The sequence below is a fragment of the Mucilaginibacter sp. UYCu711 genome, from assembly GCF_050433825.1.
Lineage (GTDB): Bacteria > Bacteroidota > Bacteroidia > Sphingobacteriales > Sphingobacteriaceae > Mucilaginibacter.
On record NZ_JBNPWM010000002.1, the window covers coordinates 317,445 to 342,990 of the forward strand.

Consider the following 25,546-nt stretch of genomic DNA (forward strand, 5'->3'; position numbering starts at 1 on the left):
AACATAGAAAGGTTTACGGCTTAACGTGTTGTGTTTAAGTTTGCGATAACGTAAATTGCTGTTATACCACTATTAACTGCTTATTGTCATGATCGAAGAGACCTCTGCTTCAAACCTTACAGGCGATGATAACGACCTGGACCGCCGCCATTTCCTAAAATTAATGGGCGTAACCACAATTGGCTTACCGCTTGTGGGGTTCACCAATTTTAACGCGCAAGGCGTATCGCTGGTTATCGATCCTAACGATGATATGGCCACCTCGGGCCCTGCCAAATGGGCCGTGGGCGAACTGGAAGCATCGCTTAAAGCCAAAAATATTGCTGTACAGTACTGTGCAAGTATTGAAAAAGCCGCTACCGGCAATTTATGTGTCGTTGTTGTGTGGGCCGAAAGCAATGCCGGAACAATTTTATTAAAAAAAGCCGGAGCCACTATCCCGGCCAAAGCCGAAGCAACGGGCCTGGTGCCTGCCATGCATGGTGTTCGGCCGGTTATAATAGCCGCAGGTTATGATGTGCGGGGATTGACCTATTCGCTGTTAGAGTTGACGGACAGGGTTAACTATTCTGCCACGCCCTTAACAGCAATGCATATTTCAAAACCTGTTATTGAACAGCCGCTAAATAAAGTACGCGCTATAAACCGCATATTTTGCAGTGATATTGAAGATAAGCCCTGGTATAACGATGTAGAAATGTGGCCCAAATACTTATCCATGCTGGCCACCCAGCGTTTTAACCGTTTTAACTTAACTTTTGGCCTTGGGTATGACTTTTTAAATGGCGTTACCGATGCTTATTTTTTGTTTGCTTATCCGTTTCTGCTATCAGTGCCGGGCTATAATGTACATGTGCCGCAATTGCCAGATGCCGAACGCGACCAAAACCTGAAGATGCTGAAATTTATCAGCGAACAAACGGTAGCGCGCGGAATGGAGTTTTGTTTAGGCATCTGGATGCATGGTTACGAATGGATAAAAGCGCCTAATGCCAATTATACTATTGAGGGATTAACCAAAGAAACCCATGCAGCTTATTGCCGCGATGCCATCCGGTTGTTGTTGCAACAATGCCCGGCTATTAGCGGCGTTACCCTGCGCATCCACGGCGAAAGCGGGGTTACCGAGGGCAGTTATGAGTTTTGGAAAACTATATTTAGCGGCGTAGCCACCTGCGGCCGCGTAGTGCCTATAAACCTGCATGCCAAGGGCCTCGACCCCGAAATGCTGAATAATGCCATGGCATCGGGTGTGCCGGTGTCAGTATCGCCTAAATATTGGCTGGAGCATATTGGCATGCCCTATATGCAGGCGGAGATTCGCGAACCGGAGATCCCAAAACCTAACAAAAAAACATCCAAACTGATGAACCTTAGCGAGGGGTCGCGCAGCTTTACCCGCTATAGCTACGGCGATTTTCTGAAGGAGGATCGCAAATACCAGGTCATTCATCGGATCTGGACAGGTACCCAACGCTTTTTGCTTTGGGGCGATCCGGTGATGGGGGCCGCGCAGTCGCGTGCATTTAGCTTTTGCGGGGGCGACGGTGTTGACTTAATGGAACCGCTATCGTTTAAGGGCCGCCGTGGCTCGGGTGTTGCCGGCGACAGGTGCGCTTACGAAGATACGGCACTGAGGCCGCGCTGGGATTGGGAGAAATATTTATATAGTTTACGGGTATTTGGAAGGACGTTATATAACCCGGATACCGACAACGACGTATGGAACCGCTTTTTACGGAAAGACTTTGGCCCAGGGGCTAACGGCGCGCAACAGGCACTTGCACATGCAACGCGGATTCTGCCAACCGTGCTTACCGCCCATGGCGAGTCGGCAGCTAATAATGCTTACTGGCCGGAGATGTATACCAATATGTCGATAGTGGCTGTGTTGAGGGATCAGATTGGCGATACGCCATCGCCGCATATGTTTGGTGCGGTTACACCGTCTGATCCGCAATTCTTTTTAAGTAAAAATGATTATGCCAAAGAACTGGTGACCGGCAAGCACAGCGGTAAGTATACCCCGCTTGAAGTAGCGCAATGGCTGGATGATGAAGCAGATGCTGCCGAACGCAACTTACTGTTGGCAGCCAAAGCATCCAACAAAACCAAGCCGGAATATAGACGATTGGTTATTGATGTTGCCATGCAAGCGGGCTTGGGCAGATTTTTTGCAGCTAAATTCCGGTCGGGCATATTATACAATATCTTCGAGCAAACCGGCGACAGGACCGCACTTGCAGAGGCATTAAAACAATATAAAGCAGCCCGCGAGCATTGGTTTAAACTGGCCAATAAAGCCAAAGGTATTTACATGAAAGATGTTACCGGCGGCGAGAACCCCTGGCTGCGCGGCCATTGGTTGGACAGGCTGCCCGGCATAGATAAAGACGTTGAGCGCATGAGCGCGAGGTTAGACGGAGCCCAACCCAATGATACCCGGCAACCCGCCGCAGTTATGGCAGTTAACACCTGCTTACACATCACCAAACGCATAACTGTAAAATGCACCCATCAACCGCTTAAAACATTTACACCGGGTAGTGCGTTAACCCTTGAGCTGGCGCTTGAGAAAGCGCCTTTGGCGGTAAGGTTATGTTATCGCCATGTAAATATGGCCGAACGATTTGAAACTGTTGATATGAAACCCTCCGGAAATACGTATGTTGCAAATATTCCGGCGGCATATACACAGTCGCAATACCCGTTGGCCTATTATTTTGAGGTGGAAGAAGGCCCGGCAGCGGTTACCGTATATCCGGGTTTTAATGAGCTGCGTAATAACCAGCCTTATTTTGTTATAAGACAGGCGTAAGCTATAAATGAAAAAACTGTTACTTGTATTATCGTTATTTCTGTCCCTGTATTGCAAAGCACAAACTGCAGGCAGTAAAATTTACGACCTGGTTGTGGGCACCCGCACCCATGGCGCAAGCGACGGGATCTACGTTTACCGGTTTGATCCAGAAACCGGCAAGATCATTTACCTTAACCATATTGACGGCATAGCCGACCCCACCTATCTCTGCATCTCGAACAATAAAAAGTTTGTTTACGCGGTAAGCGATAAAGCCACGGGGTCCGGCGGGGTATATGCCTATAAATTTGACGCGGCTACCGGTAAGCTGGACTCTATAAATAACCAGCCTGCTTATGGCGGCCCGCTGTATGTATCGGTAGATAAAGCACAAAAAAACCTGTTTGCAGCTAATTACCTGGGCGGGGTATTGTCGGTTTATCCAATTAATGCCGATGGTTCTTTAGGAGCAGCTTCGCAGGTGATCCAGGATATTGGCAGCAGCATAAACCGGCTAAGGCAGGAAGGCCCGCATGTGCACACCGCGTTTTTATCACCCGATGAAAAGTACCTGCTGTACACCGACCTGGGAACCGATAAATTAAATATTTACAAGTATAACCCGGCAGGTTCTCTGGTACTAACCCCAGGCCCGGTGCCATTTGTAAGCGGCAACCCGGGGTATGGTCCGCGGCATATTGATATGTCGGCAAATGGAAAATTCATTTACATGTTGCAGGAACTAACAGGTACCGTAACCGTATACCGGTTTAACCGGAGCCGTCCTGTTGAGCTACAGATCAAATCAATGGTAGTGGATAATTTTAGAGGTAACATACAGGCGGCAGATATTCATTTATCGCCGGATGGCAGATTCCTGTATACCTCTAACCGTGGCTCGGCTAACGAAATTATACAGTTCTCGGTGAATAAGGCAACCGGCTTACTAACGTTTGTTAAGCGCTACAGCAGCATGGGCAGATCGCCCCGCAATTTTGTGATCGACCCAACAGGCAACTATTTATTTGTATCAAACCAATACTCAAACAATGTTGCCGTATATAAAATTAATAAACGTACCGGCAGGTTAACGCTAACCCCCAGCGTAATTAACATTGATGCGCCCATGTGCATCAGGTTTGTACCGGTAGGTTAAAGGTAAAAAATAGTCAGGGAAATACTGTTAATTTGGGGCTATGAATATTTTGATTGCCCCCAATGCTTTTAAAAACAGCCTCGACGCGCAAAGCGTAGCCGAAGCTATTGCATTGGGCCTGCAGCAAAGTAGACTGGATTGCCAATGCCAACTCTTCCCGGTTGCGGATGGCGGCGATGGGACAGGAAGCCTGATTATAAAACATCTAAACGGAACATTCATAAACACCCCCGCTCATGATGCGCTGGGCCGCCCAATAGCCGCCGCTTTCGGGCTGATTGACGGTGGCCGCACCGCTGTTATTGAAATGGCCGACGCATCGGGTATCCGCTTATTAAAAACAACCGAACTAAACCCAATGCTGGCCAATACCTTTGGCACCGGCGAACTGATAAAGGCCGCCCTTGATAAAGGAGTAACTAAAATCATAATCGGTATGGGAGGCTCGGCTACGGTTGATGGGGGAATGGGGATCTTGCATGCCCTTGGCATTGAATTTTTGGATGGAGACGGAAAATCCTTAAAACCAATAGCGGCAGAACTGATTAATATTGCAGCCATAAACACAAGTAACTTAGATAAACGAATTCCCGGCTGCGAAATAATCGTCCTATGCGATGTAGATAATAAACTGTTGGGGCCTGAAGGCGCGGCTGCGGTATTTGGTCCGCAGAAAGGAGCTGCGCCAGCGGCAGTAACTATGCTTGACGCTATGCTTGCCAGGTTTGCGGCGATAACTTTGCAGCAAACGGGCCGGGATATGACTACTATTAAGCACAGTGGCACGGCGGGTGGGGCAGCTGCCGGACTATACGCTTTTTTAAATGCGAAGCTGGTAAGCGGCGCAAACCACTTTTTAGAGCTTACCGATTTTAACCGAATGTTACAAAATTGCGATATAGTTATTACCGGCGAAGGCAGTATTGACGAACAAACTTTGCAAGGAAAAGCCCCCGCGGCGGTAGCTGCTGCTGCTAAAAAGAAAGGTATTAAAGTGATAGGTGTAGCAGGAAAAGTGCCGGCAGCGCATAGTGAGGCACTTAATCAGGTTTTTGATCAGCTATTGTCCATTAATAGCGATCCGGTTGATTTGGCTACGGCATTAAAAAACACCCGGAACAATTTAATTATCACCGCCCAAAAAATTGGCGACCAGTTAGCTTTGAGTTAATATTCCGCGATACGTAAATTCCTACATAATAGCTGCTTGCAATGCTGCTACAACCTGTGATTGTATAGCTGGCATACTAATTGACTACTTACTGTACAACTCTGCTGTTTATTCACTTAAAATTTGCTTTTATGAATTTCCCCCGATTTACTTTAAATACGACCAGCATGATACAGGCAAAAATTAATAGCCAGACCTATTTTTTCACCATAAGCCATATTACCCGCGAAACAGAAAACCGGTTACTATACGGCCTGCGTTTAAATAACATCAGCTACTTTATTAGTAAAACATATGGCGTAAATGACGGCGAGCAATTAGATACAAACCAGCCGTTAGCCGGTAATATTCTTAAAGAATTAAATACAGTTATAACCCAGGTTGAGCTTAATCACAAAAAGCGCCCATCGTTAGAGCAGATAAACCGCGAGATCTTCAGTATTCTTATCCGGCTACGTAATTTTGGCTCGAAAACATTTAAACCGGTTTTAAGTTAACCCGTTTATTTTTCTTCGGCTGCCGCCCATATATCACGGATGGTATCTTCATCGCCATGCCCATCAGGTACAGCATCGCTTTTATTATTGGCATAATACCACCGTTTTTTATCTAATGGAGATGTGGTTTGGCGGAAGCCCGGCATTTCGACGTGACCGTTAGGATCGGTTTTCTTTACCCAATCATACGCATAATGCAGCCAGTTTTGGCGATAGGCGGCAGGCTGATGCGCGTACCAGCTTATCTCATCATATCCCCAAACCCAGATACTTAATCCTGCTGCTTTTGGCTGGCTTGGTTGTTTGCTTACGCCGTAATTATCAAATTCGACAATGTAAGGTAAGTGTTCGCAACTCCAACCGCTTGGGGTAATGCCGCCTTTACTTCGCAGAAACAAGGCATCGGTATGGCCCACTTTTAACTCCGCCTCTTCGGGCTTATCAGAGATCTCTTTTATCCTTAGTGGAAATGCATGTACATCCATCAATAATTTGCCATCCTTTACAAAACCACCGCTTGGTACATGCGAGTCGCAGATCACCATTTTACGGCGGGCGTGTTTATGCGCATAATCACGGATCAACGCTAAGATTTGTGCATAATGATCCAGGTTCTTGTCGTTCTTATTCATCAGCTCAACCTGCCCAAAGTGCAGGCCCTCAATACCGGCATTTAGGTAGGATGCCCCAAGGAAATAAAAGAACAGCTTGGTTTCATTCTGGCTCACATCGGGTACCGAGCCGCGGCCCCATTGGCCTTTAAATTTACCATCGGGATAAAGCATGGCATCATAGCTAAACTTCCGTGTCTCAACCGGCAGATTAAGCGCTTTAAATGCCCAGTCGGGGATATCCAGCTGATTCACCTGCGGGGTTACAATTTCAAATATGCAGGCCTGTAAAATAATGTCCCGGTCTACGGCGTGTACTTTGGCCGCCATTTCTTTTTCTTTTAGGAGATTGGTAGGGATGTCAGCCTCCTGACCCCATTGGCAAACGGCACGACCGATCAACTTGGGGCCAATGTTTTTTATCATTCGCAAATTATCATCAAAATTACCCCGGCCTATTAACAGGCTTTGCATGGTTATAGAGCGGTCGAGGTAGTTCTCCAACACCTCGCGCGATATGGTTTTTTTGAATTTATAGTTTAGTTTTTTTGCAGGAGGGTTGGCAAATGAAGTAACCGATATACCGACCACACAAACAGCAATCAATGATTTGTATAAGATGTTCATATCAATTGGTTTAATAACAATTCAAATAAAGCAGCTTGTCATTTCGAAACGTAGTGAGAAATCTTATACGCCAAATAGGTCGCACGTATAAGATTTCTCCGCGTACCTCGTTCGAAAAGACAAAGCAGAAATGGTGTCCTATATCCCCCACTTCTTATTCGCCACACTTCCCATCACAAACTCCAATGTGCCTCCCGCCAGGATCTGTTTATGACTGATATAACATTTGTTATAACGCTTGCCATTTAACTTAGCCGACTGGATATAAACATTAGCCGGCGAGTTGCCTTTAGCAATAATAGTAAATATCTTACCCGTAGCACCGGCGCGGATAGCTACCTTGTTAAACGTAGGGCTGAAAATCTCATATCTTGGGTCGCCGGGTGTTGCCTGGTGCAGGCCGCTTGCCGCCAGTACATACCAGGCCGACATCTGGCCAACATCCTCATTACCAACTAAACCTTCAACACCTGTAGTGTAGGCATTGGCGCAAATTTTACGCACCCACTTTTGGGTAAGCCATGGAGTGCCCAGTCGGTTAAACATAAATGGTACCAGATGCACCGGCTCGTTAGCCTGATTATAATAGTCGTTCCAGGTAAAATTATCGGGTGTGTTTTCGAAGAAGGAATTTAAATCGGCAATGGTTTTTTCACGACCGCCCATCAAAGTTGCCATACCGTCAATATCATGCGGAACGAACCAGCCTTGCTGATACGGGTTACTCTCAACCGTAGCGTAATCCTGTTGTAAGCGGCCTTTCTTTGGCCAGGGCTTCCAGGTGCCATCCGCGTTTTTAGGGCGGAACCAGCCTTTCTCCGGGTCGTAGATCTGTTTATAGGTTTGGCCCCTGTCGGCATATAGTTTTACATCCTCCGGGTGGCCCAACCATTTTGCCAGTTGCGATTGGCACCATTCGTCGAAACCATATTCCAGGGTTTTTGAGATATCCATTTCATGCGCGCCGGGCAGGTTGCCAAATTTCTCAACCGTATTGCGGGCATATTTATAAGCTTTCTGCGCGTCAAAATTGCGGATGCCTTTACTGTAAGCGTCTGCAATTACCGGGATAGCAGGATTACCCACCATACAACCCGAATAGGCGTTTAGCAATTCCCAGCGCTCTAAATAATGCTCGCCGCTTTGGTCGGCAATCTCAACCAGCGAGTTTACCATATCGCTCACAATAGTTGGGTTAATAATGGTTTGTAACGGGAACTGGCTCCTGAAAACATCCCAGCCACTAAATACAGAACGCTTAATAAACTTGCCGGTATGGTGTGGTTTCATATCGGCGCCCATATAGGTGCCATCCACATCGCTGGTAGCCCGCGGGTCAATCATAGTATGATATAGCGCGGTATAGAATACAGTCTTTTGGTCCTCAGTTCCACCGGCCACACTCATGGCCGACAGGCTTTTGTTCCACAGGGCCTTAGCCTGGGCGCGTGTTTTATTAAAATCCCAGGCTGGTATTTCTGTGGTTAAATTAAGTTTGGCTCCGGCCATGCTTGAAAACGAGATGCCCGATTTCATCATTACCACCTCTTTATCGCCCGTGGCAAACTCGGTATAAAAGCCAAGGTGCTTGCCTTGTTGCTGTTTAATGTTTGGTATGATAACCGCTTTAGCTATCAGCGAATCGTATTTTAAACTGGTAACGCTTTCGCTCTTGCGCGACATCCCGTTAGGAATATCGGCGCTCCAAACGCCATAGTTTTTTAGTGGCTTACTAAACTGCGCGTAAAAATAAACGGTATAGTTTGCCTTGCCTGCGCCATCGCCCCAGCCACCACCTTCGGGCGGGCATTTCATCCAGCCCTGGATGGTATGGTCGTCAACCACTTGTATATATTGTTCGGTTGATGTACCGCCAACCCTGCGGGCCAGATCAAGTTGTATGCGCGATTGTTTGTTTTGTGGGAAGGTAAACTTCATTATCCCGCTATGCGGCGCGGCAGTAACCTCCGCGCGTATTTTATAATCGGTTAACGTAGCGGCATAATAACCGGCTTTGGCAACTTCATCATCCTTGCTATATTTAGAGCGGTAGCCCGGCAATTGTTTATGCCGGCCCGCAACTACATGTAAGGGGCCGGTTGTTGGTGTGGTTAATAAATTACCCAGGTCGCCATACCAACCTATGCCGCTCATTTGCGTAAAGGCGAAGCCTTCCATATATTCCATTTCGTAACTGTAACCCGGGCCGTTATCACCGCCGGTTATGGTATTAGGGCTTACCTGTACCAGGCCAAAAGGCGTAGCCGCCCCAGGGAAGGTTTTGCCCAGGCCATGCAAAACACCGGCCTTTGCCGCACTGGTGCTGCCACCAATAAAAGGGTCGACATAATCGGCAGGGGTTTTTGTTTGTGCCGATATATGCACAGTGCATATCGATGCAATAGCAAACAGAGCAAATCTTTTCATTACAATTGGTTTATAATATTGGCAGTTTATTACAAAACGAATGTAATATAAAAGGCAAGTTATTAATTATTTTAAATTACCTGATTAGTAAGCATTCTTAACATCAGCAGCGGGCTACTAAGTAAAATAATTATTACGAAATCGATTTCTTCGCTATATTTCAGTTTCAAAAGCAAAATAGATAGACGTTTATTAAAAAATAAAGGTTTATTTGCCTGAATAAGACTTGTATATATCAGTTACTGGCATATGCACCAACCAATTATTCACACACATGAAAAAGTACGGCTATATATTTCTGTTTTTGCTGGCGGCAGCTGTTTTGTACCAATGTACAACCCATAAACTACTGGTATCAACGCTGACTAACAATCCGCCAAAGGCTGATATCAATTCGTCGCCGGTTATACCGGCTAACGAGTCCATCGGTAAAATGAAACTGGAGCCGGGCATGACCATATCGCTGATAGCTTCCGAGCCGTTGGTAAGCACGCCGGTAGCGATGATGTTTGATAAAAAAGGCCGTATTTGGGTGCTGGAGATGGAAGATTATATGCCCGATACCACAGGCAAGGGCGAGAACGAACCATTGGGTAAAGTAGTTGTACTAACAGATAAAAATAACGACGGCGTAATGGATGAGCGTAAGGTTGTTATTGATTCGCTGGTAATGCCGCGCGCTTTTTGTTTGATAGAGAACGGCATATTAGTTGCCGAGCCACCCCGCCTGTATTACTATGACCTGGCTAACGACAAACCCGTAAAACGCACACTAATTGATGGTAAATATACGGTAGGGGGTAATGTAGAGCACCAACCAAACGGCCTTTACCGTGGTTTGGATAATTGGATCTATAACGCTAACTCGGCCAAACGTTACCGTAAAAAAGGCGATAAATGGCTGATAGAAACCGCGCACGAAAAGGGCCAGTGGGGCATAACCCAGGACGACCAGGGCCGCATGTATGCCAATGATAATTCGGCCAATTTATATGGAGATTTCTTCCCGCCCAGCCTTGGTTTAACAAACAAAAACCAAAAAGGCATGGCCGGCTTTAATGAGCGTACGGTGTCTGATAACCGTGTGTTCCCGATAAGGCCTACACCGGGCGTTAACCGGGGCTATATGAAAGGTGTCCTGGATGATAGCCTGCGCCTGGTAAACATGACCGCGGCTTGCGGACCGATGATCTATCGTGGTGGGTTGTTTGGGGCTGACTATGAATTTAACGCCTTTGTTGCCGAGCCATCGGCCAATTTAATTAAGCGTGACATCCTTACCGAAAAGGGTAACCTGGTAAAAGGAGTAGAAGCTTATCACGGCCGGGAGTTTTTGGCGAGTGTTGATGAACGTTTCCGACCGGTAAGTTTGTATGACGGGCCCGACGGCGCGCTGTATATTGTTGACATGTACCGTGGTATCATCCAGCATAAAACGTATTTAACGCCTTATTTAGCTAATGAGATTGGCAAACGCAGCCTGATCAAACCGCTATCATGCGGCAGGCTATATAAAGTTTATCCGGCAGGTAAAAAGTTAACACGGGTTACTTTCCCTGAAGACCCGCTTAAACTGGTTGCGCTGTTAGGCAACCCCAATGGTTATGTGCGTGATAAGGCGCAACAGATTTTAGTTGATGCCAAACCGCAGCAGGCTATACCGGCTTTAAAAGAAGCTTTAAAATCAACTAACCCGCTGTTTGTTACGCATGCTTTGTGGACACTGGAAGGTTTTGGAGAGTTGCAGGCTGATGAAGTTTTGGCATTGTTGCAATCGCCGCAATGGAATATCAGGATGCAGGCTTTAACGGCATCGCCTGCAGTTATCGCCCAAAAAAATTACAGGCAGTTTGTACCGGTGTTAACGCAAATGGTTAATGATACCACAGCAGCGCCATATGTTGGGTTTGTAACCAACGCTATAAAAACTTACGACCAAAAATTGGCGGACAATATCTTATTCGCTCTTGCAAAAAGGCACCCTAAAAATATTTTTATTGCTGATGCCATTGTGTCAAACCTGCAGGGACGTGAGCAAGCCTTCGAGAAAGAAATGCTGACCTATCTGCCCGACACCAGCCTGGCTATTAATAAACGGATAAACCGGGTGGTAGTTGCTATTGAAGACGCCAAGCTAAACAGTGATCCTAAGCTGATGGCAAAATATTACCCAAGAGGGGTAGCTATTTACGGTACCGTTTGTAAAACCTGCCACGGCGAGGATGGTAATGGCGTAACGGCGTTAGCGCCGCCGCTAAATAGGTCAGAGATAGTTAATGGTAATAAAGTTACCATGATCTCAATTGTATTAAAAGGTTTGAGCGGGCCGGTTAAAATTGCCGGCCACGTATATAAAGCACCCGAGATAAGCGGCGAAATGCCGGGCTTTGCCGATAATAAGGACTTTACGGACGACGACCTGGCGCAGGTGATGAACTTTGTGCGCCGTTCATGGCAAAACAAAGGCGATAAGGTTAATCCCGCCGATGTGAGGAACCTGCGCGCTAAGCTGGCTTCTCGCCAAAAAGTGTTTACTATGGATGAGCTGAGCGCGCCCGGTAAGGCTGCCGCTGCTGATCCGTCAATAAAAACTAATTAGGGCTACAACACTAAACTTACGAAGTTTCTAAGACTTCGTAAGTTTTATTGCTGTACTGTGCCAGGCACAGGTGGCACACCTGGCACAGTTGGCACACCCCGGGACAGTGTTACTGTTACAGAAACGGGTGTGCCACCGGTAACGCATGTTACACCTGTAACAGTCTTCATTTTAACTTCTGAGTTATCTGATAGGATGATTCGTAATCTTTTGATTGATAAGTGATAATTTAAAATAATTGTTAAATTTAACTCACCAATTAATTATGACCTGGATTCAGCCTGTTGATCCCCTGCATAACCTTACCCTGTCTGCACTGGTTGCGATAATGCCCGTATTGGTTGTTTTTTGGGCGCTAATCATCAAGAAAAGCAAAGGGTACAAAGCCAGTTTGATGGCTTGTGCTGTAGCCATAGTATTAGCAATTGTTGTTTATGAAATGCCGGTAAAGCTGGCAGTTTTATCTGTGGCAAATGGGGCGCTTTATGGGTTTTTCCCTATATGCTGGATTGTAATAAGCGCAGTATTTTTGTTTAACCTTACCGTTAAAGCCGGGCAATTCGAGGTTATTAAACATTCTATGGCATCCATCACCGCCGACAGGCGTTTGCAGGCCATACTCATCGCATTTTCATTCGGAGCTTTCTTAGAGGGAACTGCAGGTTTTGGCGCGCCGGTAGCAATATCAGCAGCTATGCTGGTAGGTTTGGAGTTTGATGCCATGTATGCCACGGGCCTTTGCCTGTTGGCGAATACAGTTCCGGTAGCTTTTGGTTCGGTAGGCATCCCGGTTGCGGTAGCTTCACAGGTTTCCGGATTGCCCGAAATGGAGATCTCGCAAATGATAGGCCGGACGCTGCCCGTCCTCTCCTTGATCACACCGCTTTACCTGGTGATGATTATGGCTGGCTTTAAAAAGTCGATGGAGGTGCTGCCGGCAATATTGGTTTCGGGTGGATCGTTTGCTGTGCTGCAATTTGTAACATCTAACTTCCTGGGTCCCGCGTTGCCTGATATTGTCGCGGGTATTGGGTCTATAATATGCCTGGTTGTATTCTTAAAATTCTGGAAGCCCAAAAACATCTGGCGTTTCGCTAACGAAAAATCGCCGTTAAAATTGGTAAAGGAAGATTATACATTTAACGAGGTGATTACCGCCTGGTCGCCCTTTTTATTGCTGACTGTAGTTATACTAACCTGGGGATTGCCGCCGGTTAAAGAATTCCTGAACGCTAAAAGTCAGTTGCAATTTAATTTCCCCGGTTTACACAACGCTATTGTCGATTTATCCGGGAAACCGCTGGCGCATATCTTTAAATTTAACTACCTGTCGGCAGCGGGTACAGCAGTATTAATATCCGCCTTAGTAGCAGTACCGGTAATTGGATTGAGCTACCGGCAAGCACTAACCGTATTCGGCGAAACCATGAAACAGCTCAAGTTCCCGATAATTACCATCATGTCGGTTTTAAGTTTTGCTTATGTGCTTAACGATTCGGGTATTACCACCACTATAGCCTTATTGTTGGCCAATACAGGTCCGCTGTTCCCGTTTTTTGCACCGGTGCTGGGCTGGCTGGGTGTATTCATCACCGGGTCAGACACGGCCTCAACCGCCTTATTTGCCAAACTGCAATATGTAACAGCAACCCAAATCGGCGTTGCACCGGTGGTTACGGTTGCTGCAAATTGCTCGGGCGGGGTGGTTGGTAAAATGATCTCGCCGCAATCTATCGCGGTAGCTGCCGCGGCAGGTGGGTTGGTTGGTAAAGAATCGGCTTTGTTTAGGTTTACTTTAAAGCATAGTTTCTTTATCCTGCTGTTTTTATGCTTTTTTGTTTTAGGGCAGGCCTATTGGTTTACCTGGATAATTCCGAAAAGTGCGCCGGTTGCGCATACCTTAAGCGTGGCTGATGCCGGCTTGCCGGGCTATAGCTGGTTGATATTAACGGCTGTTGTTATAGCTATATTTGTGGCGTCACTTAAGTTAACCGGCAAAAAGGCCTGATGTCTTGTTTCACGAAAAGGTGAAATAAATGAAACAGGTGAAACAAGATTTTAAGCTAACATTTTGAAAACAAGCGATTTGTAAAAATTGGATGAAACAAAATGGAACAACCTTTACGTCAGTAATTGTGAACAAGGATTTGATGTGTCTAATTAAGGATAAGTAACTTGCAATTAAGTGGGTTTAATACTATGAAACAGCGGAAACCAAATTTTGAAACAAGACTTTTAAATAAAACATCGCCCCAATAAAATGAAAATAGTAGTACTTGACGGATATACGCTTAACCCGGGCGACCTGGACTGGGACGCGCTAAATAAAGTAGGCGACGTTACTATATACGACAGAACCCCCTACGCCGAAACGGCTGAAAGGTGCGAAGGCGCCGCGATAGTACTAACCAACAAAGCCCCGTTGGACGAGGCCATACTTAACCAGCTCCTTGATCTTAAATATATTGGCGTATTAGCCACCGGTTACAACATTGTTAACACCGAAGTATGCAGGCAAAAGGGGATAGTGGTAAGCAATGTACCCGGCTATGGAACCGGCGCCGTGGCGCAGTTTGTATTTGCTTTACTGCTTGAGCTTTGCCTGCACGTACAAAAACATAGCGACGAAGTAATGGCTGGCCGCTGGGCTAAGTCGGTTGATTTTTGTTTTTGGGATTACCCGTTGATAGAATTGGCCGGGAAAACTTTGGGCATTATCGGGTTTGGAACTATTGGCCAAAAAGTAGCGGATATAGCAACAGCCTTTGATATGGATATTATTGCTACCGGCAGGCGGCAAACCGATCAATCACACCGTAAAAACTTTAAATGGGTGAGTTTGGATGAATTGCTGCAGCAATCAGACGTGGTAAGTATCCATTGCCCGTTAACGCCTGACACACAGGGATTGATCAATGCGGAAAATCTGGGTAAGATGAAACCATCGGCCTTTTTGATCAATACATCGCGCGGCCCCATCATTAATGACGCCGACCTGGCCCACGCGTTAAACAATAATATTATTGCCGGCGCGGGCACTGATGTGCTGTCAAAAGAACCACCACCAGCTGATAACCCAATTTTTACGGCGAAGAACTGCATTATAACCCCGCATATTGCCTGGGCCGCCAAAGAAGCCCGCGCCCGCCTAATGGGTACTGTGATAAGTAATCTTGAAGCATTTATAGCGGGGCAGCCGGTTAATGTTATAAATAATTAAATTTCCTGAAACTTATTAACTGCCGCTTGGTTTACTTAGAAAGAAACAAAAGTAAACCTATGAAAAAGTTAAGTTCAATTTTAATGATCGCTACAGCCGGGCTATTGTTCGCCTGTAACGGCACCCCAAAAGACAGCACCGATGCTGCTGACAGTGTAAACAAGGTAAAAGATACCACCACTACGGGCCAAACCGGCATTGCGGTAGTTGCTGATGACGCTAAATTTGCAGTTGACGCAGCCAACGGCGGCATGACCGAAATAGAGCTAAGCAAACTGGCTTTGGAAAGAGCCACAAATGCTAAAGTGAAAGAGTTTGCCAATATGATGGTGATGGACCATAGCAAAGCCGGCGACGAGCTAAAGGGCATAGCTACAACTAAAAACATTACCTTACCAGCTGAGGTTAATGAGGATTCAAAAAAAGCGATAGCTGATTTGTCTGCTAAAAAAGCAGGTGCCGATTTTGATAAAGCTTATGTAGATAAAATGGTATCAGACCATAAATCAACTGTAGACTTGTTTGAAGACGCGTCAAAAAATGTAAAAGATCCGGACCTTAAAGCTTTTGCTGATAAAACATTGCCTACTATAAAAGGCCATTTAGGACATATAAATGCTATACACGACGGCATGAAATAAGCCAATTCAAAATATTGTTTTGTGAAAAGCATACTGCGGGCAACGGCCAGGCTGTATGCTTTTTTTGTTTTTAGCAAATAGAGCCGGGAGTTGTGTATACAACCGATAAGTTTGCCGTAACATGTAATAACAGAATAACATTTGGAAAAACGAAAAAAAAATTATTTTTAAATTTATTCTACTAAGTATATAGAATTTTATACCTTTGCAACACTTGTTACAATCGGACTAAACCAATTCGTTCTTTATGAGAATAATGAGATCAGTTAATTTTAGAGGAGAAGTTTTAGCGGACTTCTCCTTTTTTAACCCCTCTTAAATTGTAAAGTTGGTTAAATATAAATTTGTTTTGGGCTCATTTATATTTAACCTGAAGTGACCTCCACCGGCTAAAGCGCCCGCTAAGCAGGTATAATACTCATTAAAGCATCATATAATTTATTCAGCTCGATAGGTTTTCTTAAAAACCCGCTAAAGTGAGAATGATGTTCGTTTTGATACTCGGCCGTTACGTCAGCGGTGAGTGCATATATTGGCGTTTTACGGTTAGGATTATCAGTTTCGGAGATTATCAGCTTAGTAGCTTCAAAACCATCCATATCCGGCATATGTATGTCCATCAAAATAAAATCAAATGTTTTTTGCTTTGATTTTTCGAGCGCTTCCAACCCGTTTTTGGCAAGCTCGACCGTTATTTTCCAGTTAGACAGCAGTTTGCTTATCACCATGGCATTGATCACATTGTCCTCGGCCAGTAAAACGGTACGGCCCTGTAAGCTGTCCGAATATTTTGCGAATACTTTAGTGGGTTTATCGGCACGCTTAAGTTTCAGCTCGAAATAAAATGTCGATCCAATGCCCTCGGTGCTTTTTACCTCAATACCGCTGCCATGCAGGTTCACTAACTTTTTAACAATGGCCAACCCAAGGCCCGAGCCGCCTTGTTTACGGGTGGTGATAGATTGCGGCTGCGAAAAACTTTCAAAAATATCGTGCAAATGGCATGCCGCTATGCCTACGCCGGTGTCATTAACTTTAAACAGGAGTACATCTTCAAAGTCTGCCGAATTTAACCGTTCAACTACAATATTTACCTGTCCAAAATAAGTGAATTTGATAGCGTTGGTTACCAGGTTTCCCAGTATCTGCGCTATTTTATTCTCATCTATCTCGTACGACTCGGCAATTGCATCGTCTAAAACCAGGTTAAGCTGAATCCCCTTTTCACGGGCAAGACTATCATAAGTTTTCTTTATGTTATCAAGCAGTTGTTTAAAGTTGGCGGGCCGCATTTCTAAATTTGTTTTACCCGCCTCAAGCTTGGTAAAATCAAGGATATCGTTTATCAGCAGTAGTAAACTGTTTGATGCAAATCTTAAAGCATTTATCAACTCCTGCTCTTCCGGGTCAACCTTATCACCCAACAAGGTGGCAATAGTAATAATAGCGTTTAATGGGGTGCGGATCTCATGACTCATGGTAGACAGAAACTCCTGCTTTACAATGGCGGCCTGCTCGGCAAGGTTTTTCTTCTCGATGATCTCGGCTTTTTCCAACTGCAGTTGTGCTTCTTTTTTAAGGGCCTCCATTTTGTTAATGAGATCATAGTTCTCAATAACTTTTAAAGTTTGCGCGTTAATTACACTCTCGCGCTCTTTAAGGTACAGCTCTAAATAATTAAGCGAGCTAACCGGGTCGTTTTCCAGCTTATAGATCTCATAAAATAAATGGTAACATTTAAACTTCACCATTGATAAATGGTACTCGGTACTATAGTCAAGCCCTTTTTTTAATATTTCTTTGGCTTGTGATAACTGCCCCATCTCCACATATAATGATGCCAGCTTATGGTAGGCCATACCCAGGCCCAGGGTTTCGCCCATTTCCAGATGGATATTTACAGATGCTTTAAGGTCTTCTTCGGCTTTTTCGAATCTTTTTTGAGCAGTGTATACTTTGCCCCTGCCGTAATAGCTAAATGCCAGCCCTCTGATATCGCCGGTTTGGACCTTCATAGCTATCGCCTTTTCTATCAGGTCCATAGCCGTTTCCATGTCGTGTTTTTTTAGATAGATGCCTGAAAGGGGGTTATAGGCGTTTGATTCCAAATTAAGATCGCCTGCTTGTTTTGCCGCTACTATAGAATCTTCATAAGTTTGGATGGCATTTTTTTCATCGCCAAAATATTCATAAACCGTACCAAGCGATTTATGCGAACGGGCAAGGTTGTGATAGTCGTTATACTTACGGTAAGTGTTTATGCAATCAACCAGGTTAACCAGCCCTAAATGGTAGTTGTTGGTTTTATAATATACACCGGCAATATTATACTTGGCATCGGCAATACCTTTATCATCCTCCAATGTCTCATAAAGCTGTATAGCATCTGCCGACATAGTTAAGGCATGCTCATATTGGCCCAAAATCATGGCAAAAAGGGCAGCGTGGCTAAGGCTTTTAGCTATTAATGCAACGTCATCAAGTTCGCGGCTTAACGCAAGGGCCTGTTGGGCAAGCTGGGTACTGCGTTTTAAATTATTGGTCCTACAAGCATAAGCTTCATCTAATAAAGACGTGATACGCACTTTGTTATCTGGTTGTAGGGGTAAATTCATACTGTTAATACGAGTGAATCCAGCAAAGGGTTTTTTACTATTTTAGTTAATAAAGTAAAAGGATTATATAACAGTCCTGCCGTAGTTATAAATCTACAAAACATTTTGTAAAAATTATTCTAACTTAAAGTAAATTATTTTGAGAAAAAAGAGACAGGGCGACTTTGCTACCGTTAAAACAAACTGGTTTGCAGGCTAACCAAAGGGGCATAGGCACGGACGGCTGTCCCGCTGATATGATATACTGCAGTTTCATGATAGCGGGATGCTACTACTATTTCTGTACCACGGGCATGAGTATTAAACAGATTATGCACCAGGGTTGGGTCGTTATTGTCCTTTGACAGGTGCGACAGGAACAAGTGGGTCATGTAGGCGGGCTTATAATCCATGAATAAAGCCAGTGCCTGCCTGTTGGATAAGTGGCCCATACCGCCGCGGATCCGTCGTTTTAAATGATAAGGATAGCTACCGCTTTCTAACATTTCCTCATCGTAATTAGCTTCAAGGAACGCCGCGTGGCATTGCTGGAAGTGTTGTACCAGGTTTTCGCAAACTGCGCCAAGGTCTGTAAATACCCCAACCTTTATGTCGCCGCAGGCAATAGTAAAACTATGCGGATGCGCGGCATCATGTATTTTTGAGAAAGCGGTAATTAATAACTGTCCAATCCGGATAGGTTGTTCAGCAATGAAATCTGTTACCAGGTCATCCAGCCTTAAGCCGCCATGCAGCAGTGTTGGCTGGGTAATATAAACCGGTATGCTATACTTTTTTGCAAGTACGGTTACCCCACGGATATGATCAGAATGCTCATGAGATATAAAGATCGCCTTTATTTTTCGCATGGAAAGCCCCAGGCGGGTCATGCGGGTCTCGGTTTCGCGGCAGGATATGCCCACATCAACCAATACCGCCTCGTGCTCATTACCAACGTAATAGCAGTTACCATTGCTTCCTGAATTTAAAGAGGCTACAAATAATGACATTTATACAAATTAACCTGTTTTTAGGCTATAATTAAAATTTTATCGCTCAAATTATTTTATCACTAAACCAAGGCCCGGGTCGTCACTTAACACATATTTCCCATCAACAAAAGCCGGATCCCGGTACGGGTTATTTTTAGTTAAAAACGGGCCGTCGATATCGGCCCAGTCGCACAAAGGGGCCAGTGCCGCAGCAGCTAAGGATGCGCAGCTGGTTTCGCTCATGCAGCCTATCAATACTTTCAGGCCAAGCTGCCTTGCTTTCAATATCATTTGCCGGCCCTCATACATCCCCGCCGATTTCATCAGTTTAACATTGATGCCATGATATATACCTGCTGCCTTCTCAACATCGCCCAGGCGCTGTACTGCTTCATCACCGATAATGGGGATGGGGCTATGTTGTGTAAGCCACGCATTGCTTTCTGTATCGGTTTTAAGCATGGGTTGTTCTATTAACACCACGCCTTGTTCCTGCAACCAATGGCACATCTCCAGGCTTTTTTGGCGATCTGTCCAGCCCTGGTTGGCATCTACATATATAGGTACCTCGGTTACCGAGCGAATAATGTTGATCAGCTCTTTATCGGTATCACGACCCAGCTTTACTTTTATTACTTTAAAGCCGTCTGCCTCTTTAACTTTTTTAAGAAATACCTCGGGCGTATCCATACCGATAGTATAGCTGGTTACCGGCATCAGGGCCGGATTGCTGCCCGCCAGTTGCCAGCAGGGCTTATTTAATAATTTACCTTCTAAATCGTGCAGGGCGATATCAATTGCCGCTTTAATGGCAGGGTTACCAGGCTCTAAGCTATCCAGGTAATTAGTGATCGCTTCAAAATCAAACGGAAATTTAAACTGACCAATATCAACTTTACTTAAAAACGCCGCGGCACTTTCGTGCCTCTCGCCCATATAAGGCACCATTGATGCCTCACCATAACCAATATATCCCTCGTGTGCCAACTGCACCAGCATTATTGGAGTAGATGTGCGCGAAAACTTTGCAATAGTAAACGGGTGCTTTAATTCAAGCTCGAATGGCCGCCTGGTTAACTTCATAGTATAGTCTCGCTTAGTTCCGTTAAGTATTTCCCCATTTGGCCGCGGTTATCCATTTTGCCTTCTATTAATTCTTTTGCCGGTGGCTGCCTTACTACCCATCGGTTTTCTTTTACAAAGGCGGTAAGTTCGTCCAACCCGTCTTCAGAGAATTGAAAGATAGTATAATCCCATTTGCTGTAAAAGGCCAGCATCCATTTAAACTCGTCGTCCAATTCGTCGGCCTGTAACAGGCCATTTAGTAGTTCATAAGCCTCTAACATGGTATCGTCATGCAACTCGCTGATACCGGTTAACAGGTTAGGCTCGGCCAAATAGTACCAGTTTAAAAATATCAATCGTTTTAAAGCCTCGGTTTTAATTGCCGCATCACGGCTTTCTTTATATAGGTTCAAATACGCGTTATGGATAGCTTTATAGTCCTCAAACAGAGCCGGAGTGCTTGTTTGGTCTGTAACACTATCGGCATGCGCGTAATTAAACACCGAGCTTGCCGATAGCTGCAGTTCATTATCCGAAAGTTCACGAAGGCGGTTGGTCATAAGCAAAACATAATCTCAAAGCTAAATTTTTCTTTTTAAAATGATGGCTATCTTAGCGGCGTAATTTATATCCATGCCCGTACAACCATACGCACCATTTGAAACTGCTAATTTTAGCAATAAGCTTTGTTTTTTAACCGGGCAAACGCTTAGCAGCGAAGACGAAAAGATCCAGGTTTTTCCGCAATGGTTAATGCGCATGTATGACCTGGAAGAAAAGCCGTTTAAGCTGCTCGACGAAAGCATGGCCACCTACAAGGATATTAAACTGCCCTGTTCGGCCGCTGTTAATGAAACCTTTCTTGAACCTTTAGAAGCAGAAATTGCCGCGGCTTTTAATAGCGGCTATGAGGCGGTTAAAGCTTTAGACGAGTTGAAGATCTTTCAATGGGCGGGCAAATTATTGTACGGGATTATTTTTAATGAGATCCAGGCCGGCATCCGCCAGCAATATGCGCAGGGCGAGGAGTTTAATATATCAAAAGCTATCATCCATAAATTTAGCAACCTGCATTTAATGTTGCAGAGCATTAACCTGCCGGTGTTTTTTGAGGATTTTACGCCTTACAGCATTTTTTTGTTTAAGGTTGATAATAACGAGCAGGAGTTTGGCTATCGCGATGAGATTAATACGCTTACTTTTGCTTTACGGATAAAAGATTTTGGGTTGATCATTTGTTTCCAGGATAATGGGGCCAACCGCAGGTATCAACAGGAAACGCTGGATAAGATAGGCGATAATAGCTTACACCCCATCCAGTTTGAAGAGTTTAGCGGGCGGGTATTTTACTCAAATTACCTGTTTAACCGCCTGCCCGAGTACAATTTGCTACCCGTTGCCGAAGAACTATATATTGAAGCTATGCCGCTGCGCGGGATAAGCAGCAAGCCGCTGTTTGACAACTGGGTAAACAAAACCTACGGCCAGGTATTAGAAAACTTCTGGAAAAACTGGGGTTTCCTGTTGTTAGAGATCATCAAAAACCCCGAAGAGCCCATGAGCTTTTTATTTGATGCCGATGGCAACTTTGTTAATGAAGCAGCAATCCAACTCCCCCGCTAAGCTGGTGGATAAACTGGGGCAATACCTCCGGGTGTAAAATTGCCGTAATAAATACACCGCATAAAGCACCAAAAAAGTGAGCGTCATGGTTAACATTATCCCGCGCATGTTTTGAGGCATAATGGCAATAAACCAGGTACAACACGCCAAATATTATTGCCGGGATCTCAAAAGGTATGGGTATGATCATCATTTTGGTCATAGGTGCATACATAATAAAGCTAAATATAACCGCACTAACTGCGCCCGAAGCACCAAGGCTATGGTACCAATAATCATTTTTGTGTTTAGCAACCGATGGCAGGTCGCTTAATATTAAACTGGCTATGTATAGCACCCCAAACTGCCAATGACCGACAGCTCCTTCAAGCTGGAATGCAAAGAAATAATACGACAGCATATTAAAGATCAAGTGCATCCAATCTTTATGGATGAGGCCGCTTGTTAGTAACGTAAACACATTTTTTTTTCGATAAATGCTATAAGGGTGCAGCATCCATTTGCCGGATAGCCCCTCATTATTAAAAGCCAGTAAGGATGCGCCAATGGTTAGGGCAAATATGAAGGATGCGACCGGCGCAAATTTTAAGTATTCTATCATTTCAGGTCCAATTTGGTATTGGCCATCAGGCGCGCTACCGGGTAGCGAAGATATGTTTTTTCGAAATACGGCGAGTTGCGGTAAACAAAATTTAACTGCGCCGAGGCGCTGGCCGCCAGGGTTGCATCTTTTGCTTTTTCATCATCCAGCTTTTTACGCAATGCAGGATCTTTCTTTAACAGCTCGGCTGCGACATCTTCAAAAACATACGGCGAGTACCCTTCTTTTGATCCCAATATCGAATCGAAAAAGTTCCAGGCAAAGTATGAGTCGACACCCTGTGGCTCCAGAGTTTCAACTATAAAGCGGTTAAGCGCCTGGTTGGTGTACACCACGTAATCGCCTTCATAAAACTTGATCTTCAAATCCGTTGGTGTTAGTTTTACGCCGCTGTGCAGGTAATGGCCCTCATACGGGCGCTGGCCGGTTTTATAGTCGGCTATGTAAACATTTGTACAGCTATGGTCGTATCGTGCGCTAACGGGCGCATAGCCACCTTGTTTAGCTTATAAAGCTCTATTATCTTGCCCCAAGCTTGCGGGATGATATAAGCCACCGGTTTATCTACCGTTAATGTAGCTACGTAGTTATCAAAATATTTGATGGTTTTGGTAAAAGGTTTGCTGCGGTCGTAATACAAGCGACTTAGTCCGCTTACTTCGCTTGGTTTGTAGCCGCCAAAATATCCTTTAAAGCTTAAACTGTCTACATTCTTATAATCAACGGCCCAACCCATGGCAAATGTTTTTTGTTGCTTTACGTCCTCATCCGCTTTAGCTTTTACTTCGCCTATCAGTTTGGCATCGCGCTCGTTAATGTCAACCAGTGCCTGCATAAAATCATAAGTGGCCCAAACGCGCTTGTCAAACTCCTTTAGCATGTGCGTTTCGGTAATATAGCTGATGATGTTATGTTGGGCGGTATAACCAGTCGCAAAGCGCGGCGTTTCTAAAAAGCTCACAATGCCGTTGTCCGGTGTGGTATCCTCGCTTTCAACATACGGGGTCATTTCAAAACCGCTTGCCTTCATCCGTTTATATAACTCGGGCGATAATGTTTTCGAGGTATAATCGGCCAGTATGCGGTTTTGTTTGTCTTTCTGGGTTTCTATCAGTGTCATTACATATTGGTAATCGGCGCCATCGCTGGTGTGGTTATCTAAAAATATCTCGGGGTTCCAGGTATTAATAATAGTTTCTAAGGCGATGGTGTTGCGGCTGTCAACCTTAATAAAATCACGGTTAAGGTCTAAGTTACGCGAATTCCCCCTGAAGCCATAAGCGCTTGGCCCGTTCTGGTTGATGCGGCTTAGGCCGCGGTTTAAGCTCCCATCAATATTGTAAAGCGCCACAATACAGATCACCACATTTTTAGGCAGGCCATTCTTTTTCATCAAGTCGCGGGCAAACATCATGCTGGCGTCAATACCCTCGGGTTCGCCGGGGTGGATACCGTTGTTAATTAACAACACCCGTTTGTTTTGCTTTTTGATGGTGGCCGGATCAAAAACCTTGTCGCGCGATAGCACCACCAGCGTTAGCGGTTTGCCAATGTCTGTACTGCCGTAATTTATCAGTTTCATTTGCGGGCTGGTTTTAGCAAGCTTAGTGTAATAGCTAATAACCTGGGCGTAGGTTGCCGTATAGTTTTTGTCCTTACTTAATTCAAAAGGGGTAAGCTGGGCATGTGCGGCAACAACAAATAAACAGGCAGAGAGCGCCAGGGCAAATATTTTCATTGTGAGTATTTAGCAGTTAATTCGACCTTTAAGGTACGTATTATTCAGAAACGCCGGTAATTTCGGCCCGGGTTTTTTTAGGCAGGCTTTTAAGTATCAGATCGTAAGAATGGTCTATCATCTCCAACAGTTGCTTATGGGTTAATGTCCCGTTAATGAAAACAGTGTTCCACATGGCTTTATTCATATGATAGCCGGGTTGCACTTCGGTGTAACGGTCGCGCAATTCAACAGCAAGTTCAGGGTCGCACTTAACATTAAAACGGTCGCCCTGCTTTAACCCGGTTAGTAGGAACATTTTGCCCGCAACTTTAAAAACCAGGGTGTCCGAATCAAACGGGAACCCTTCGGTAACGCCAGGCTTTTCCAGGCAATAATCGCGTAGCTCTTCTATGTTCAAGCGTTAATTGATCTGTTTGGTGTAAGGGACAGCCGATCCGAAATTGATCTTTATTCCAACTACAATCTGGCGATATTGGTCGTTCGAGTTATTTTTAAACCCTTTTGAAGAATCGGTATAGCCATCTAAGCCCTCGCCCCAGGTCATGTTGTGAATATAACCTATATTCAAGCCCATAAATGGTTCGCCGTAAGTATTATATATTTTAAGCTCATATCCAAAGCGTATAGGCACTATTAAATTAGCACTTGAATTTTGCCCCGGAAAGGTATAACCACCAACCGGGTAACCATTGGCTATCAAGTTGGTCCGTTGTATAAAGGCCATTTTATTGTTGATCATACCAAAGCCGGTACCAAAGTATAGGTCCTTTGCAAATTTTAAGAAGAAATTACCGTCATAGTCCATTATCTCACCGAGTGACAAATCGCCATGTACAATAACTGCCATGTAATGATTATCATATTGCCGTTTGGACTCATCGGTAATGATACTTCCGCCCGAGACGCCGCCCGTCTGAATTTCAAGCCCCAGCGGGACATACGGTGTTAAATTATAATAACCGGTAACGTTGAACGTTTTGCCCTGGTTGGCTTGCTTCAAATCAGCATACGGAAAATTAGAGCTGGCAAAAAACCCAATGCCCCAATGCGAAAAGTTATAGCTATCCTGGGCATTTGCAGATAGCTTTAATGCCGCTAAAATAAAAAATAAAGTAACCTTTTTAGACATCAAATTTTAATCAATCTTTACACGTTAATATTGGGGGCTAAACTTGTCACAA

Annotated in this window: 21 protein-coding genes; 9 read left to right on the forward strand and 12 right to left on the reverse strand. The window is 44.9% G+C overall.

Annotated features, from left to right (window positions below):
* Positions 1 to 88 precede the first annotated feature (88 nt).
* The 4 genes from ABIB50_RS05490 to ABIB50_RS05505 all read left to right on the forward strand — a co-directional run bounded on the left by ABIB50_RS05490 (position 89) and on the right by ABIB50_RS05505 (position 5,624).
* The gene (locus ABIB50_RS05490) at positions 89 to 2,818 is read left to right on the forward strand and encodes a hypothetical protein (protein ID WP_429377937.1); all 2,730 of its coding nucleotides are present in this window, start codon (positions 89 to 91) and stop codon (positions 2,816 to 2,818) included.
* 7 nt (positions 2,819 to 2,825) lie between these two features.
* A complete protein-coding gene (locus tag ABIB50_RS05495) occupies positions 2,826 to 3,956 on the forward strand; it encodes a lactonase family protein (protein WP_429377939.1) in 1,131 nt (376 codons plus the stop codon).
* Positions 3,957 to 3,996: 40 nt separating this feature from the next.
* Complete coding sequence (locus ABIB50_RS05500; RefSeq protein WP_429377940.1) at positions 3,997 to 5,127, forward strand: glycerate kinase; 1,131 nt, start codon at positions 3,997 to 3,999, stop codon at positions 5,125 to 5,127.
* 131 nt (positions 5,128 to 5,258) lie between these two features.
* Positions 5,259 to 5,624 carry a hypothetical protein gene (locus ABIB50_RS05505; RefSeq protein WP_429377943.1) on the forward strand — a complete coding sequence of 122 codons (366 nt, stop codon included), beginning with the start codon at positions 5,259 to 5,261 and terminating at the stop codon, positions 5,622 to 5,624.
* 5 nt (positions 5,625 to 5,629) lie between these two features.
* Here the strand turns inward: ABIB50_RS05505 and ABIB50_RS05510 are convergent, their stop codons facing one another.
* Positions 5,630 to 6,862: a hypothetical protein gene (locus ABIB50_RS05510; protein ID WP_429377944.1), complete on the reverse strand. Its 1,233-nt coding sequence runs from the start codon at positions 6,860 to 6,862 to the stop codon at positions 5,630 to 5,632.
* Positions 6,863 to 7,000: 138 nt separating this feature from the next.
* A complete protein-coding gene (locus ABIB50_RS05515; RefSeq protein ID WP_429377945.1) occupies positions 7,001 to 9,289 on the reverse strand; it encodes a GH92 family glycosyl hydrolase in 2,289 nt (762 codons plus the stop codon).
* 274 nt (positions 9,290 to 9,563) lie between these two features.
* Between ABIB50_RS05515 and ABIB50_RS05520 the strand changes: the two genes are divergently transcribed.
* Positions 9,564 to 11,888, forward strand: coding sequence for a PVC-type heme-binding CxxCH protein (locus ABIB50_RS05520; RefSeq protein ID WP_429377947.1), 2,325 nt, complete (start codon positions 9,564 to 9,566; stop codon positions 11,886 to 11,888).
* Between the two features lie 44 nt (positions 11,889 to 11,932).
* Here the strand turns inward: ABIB50_RS05520 and ABIB50_RS05525 are convergent, their stop codons facing one another.
* Positions 11,933 to 12,058, reverse strand: a complete 126-nt coding sequence (locus tag ABIB50_RS05525) for a hypothetical protein (RefSeq protein ID WP_429377949.1) — start codon at positions 12,056 to 12,058, stop codon at positions 11,933 to 11,935.
* 95 nt (positions 12,059 to 12,153) lie between these two features.
* Here ABIB50_RS05525 and ABIB50_RS05530 point away from each other — a divergent pair, with 95 nt between their 5' ends.
* From ABIB50_RS05530 to ABIB50_RS05540, 3 genes are all read left to right on the forward strand, one after another.
* Positions 12,154 to 13,896: an L-lactate permease gene (locus ABIB50_RS05530; RefSeq protein WP_429377950.1), complete on the forward strand. Its 1,743-nt coding sequence runs from the start codon at positions 12,154 to 12,156 to the stop codon at positions 13,894 to 13,896.
* Positions 13,897 to 14,148: 252 nt separating this feature from the next.
* Positions 14,149 to 15,108, forward strand: a complete 960-nt coding sequence (locus ABIB50_RS05535) for a D-2-hydroxyacid dehydrogenase (protein WP_429377951.1) — start codon at positions 14,149 to 14,151, stop codon at positions 15,106 to 15,108.
* 59 nt (positions 15,109 to 15,167) lie between these two features.
* Positions 15,168 to 15,749, forward strand: coding sequence for a DUF4142 domain-containing protein (locus tag ABIB50_RS05540; protein ID WP_429377952.1), 582 nt, complete (start codon positions 15,168 to 15,170; stop codon positions 15,747 to 15,749).
* 401 nt (positions 15,750 to 16,150) lie between these two features.
* Here the strand turns inward: ABIB50_RS05540 and ABIB50_RS05545 are convergent, their stop codons facing one another.
* The 4 genes from ABIB50_RS05545 to ABIB50_RS05560 form a co-directional block, all read right to left on the reverse strand.
* Complete coding sequence (locus ABIB50_RS05545; protein ID WP_429377953.1) at positions 16,151 to 18,364, reverse strand: ATP-binding protein; 2,214 nt, start codon at positions 18,362 to 18,364, stop codon at positions 16,151 to 16,153.
* Between the two features lie 173 nt (positions 18,365 to 18,537).
* On the reverse strand, positions 18,538 to 19,353 hold the full coding sequence (locus ABIB50_RS05550) for an MBL fold metallo-hydrolase (RefSeq protein WP_429377954.1): 816 nt from the start codon (positions 19,351 to 19,353) through the stop codon (positions 18,538 to 18,540).
* A gap of 51 nt (positions 19,354 to 19,404) precedes the next feature.
* A complete protein-coding gene (locus tag ABIB50_RS05555) occupies positions 19,405 to 20,418 on the reverse strand; it encodes a dipeptide epimerase (RefSeq protein WP_429377956.1) in 1,014 nt (337 codons plus the stop codon).
* On the reverse strand, positions 20,415 to 20,960 hold the full coding sequence (locus tag ABIB50_RS05560) for a hypothetical protein (protein ID WP_429377958.1): 546 nt from the start codon (positions 20,958 to 20,960) through the stop codon (positions 20,415 to 20,417). The genes ABIB50_RS05555 and ABIB50_RS05560 overlap by 4 nt, the downstream gene beginning before the upstream one ends.
* Positions 20,961 to 21,033: 73 nt before the next feature.
* On the opposite strand from ABIB50_RS05560, the gene ABIB50_RS05565 reads away from it, so the two are divergent.
* Positions 21,034 to 22,023, forward strand: a complete 990-nt coding sequence (locus ABIB50_RS05565; RefSeq protein WP_429377959.1) for a hypothetical protein — start codon at positions 21,034 to 21,036, stop codon at positions 22,021 to 22,023.
* Here the strand turns inward: ABIB50_RS05565 and ABIB50_RS05570 are convergent.
* The 5 genes from ABIB50_RS05570 to ABIB50_RS05590 form a co-directional block, all read right to left on the reverse strand.
* Entirely contained in the window at positions 21,992 to 22,624 is a 633-nt protein-coding gene (locus ABIB50_RS05570) for a rhomboid family intramembrane serine protease (RefSeq protein ID WP_429377961.1), read from the reverse strand. The two genes, ABIB50_RS05565 and ABIB50_RS05570, sit on opposite strands and share 32 nt — an antisense overlap.
* Positions 22,621 to 22,989 (reverse strand): hypothetical protein, encoded by a 369-nt coding sequence (locus ABIB50_RS05575; protein ID WP_429377963.1) that lies wholly within the window; start codon positions 22,987 to 22,989, stop codon positions 22,621 to 22,623. Before ABIB50_RS05575 ends, ABIB50_RS05570 begins: the two co-directional genes overlap by 4 nt.
* A 74-nt stretch (positions 22,990 to 23,063) precedes the next feature.
* Positions 23,064 to 24,362 carry a M14 family zinc carboxypeptidase gene (locus ABIB50_RS05580; RefSeq protein WP_429377964.1) on the reverse strand — a complete coding sequence of 433 codons (1,299 nt, stop codon included), beginning with the start codon at positions 24,360 to 24,362 and terminating at the stop codon, positions 23,064 to 23,066.
* A gap of 40 nt (positions 24,363 to 24,402) precedes the next feature.
* Complete coding sequence (locus ABIB50_RS05585) at positions 24,403 to 24,762, reverse strand: MmcQ/YjbR family DNA-binding protein (RefSeq protein ID WP_429377965.1); 360 nt, start codon at positions 24,760 to 24,762, stop codon at positions 24,403 to 24,405.
* Positions 24,763 to 24,765: 3 nt separating this feature from the next.
* A complete protein-coding gene (locus ABIB50_RS05590; protein WP_429377967.1) occupies positions 24,766 to 25,494 on the reverse strand; it encodes a hypothetical protein in 729 nt (242 codons plus the stop codon).
* Positions 25,495 to 25,546: the final 52 nt, after the last annotated feature.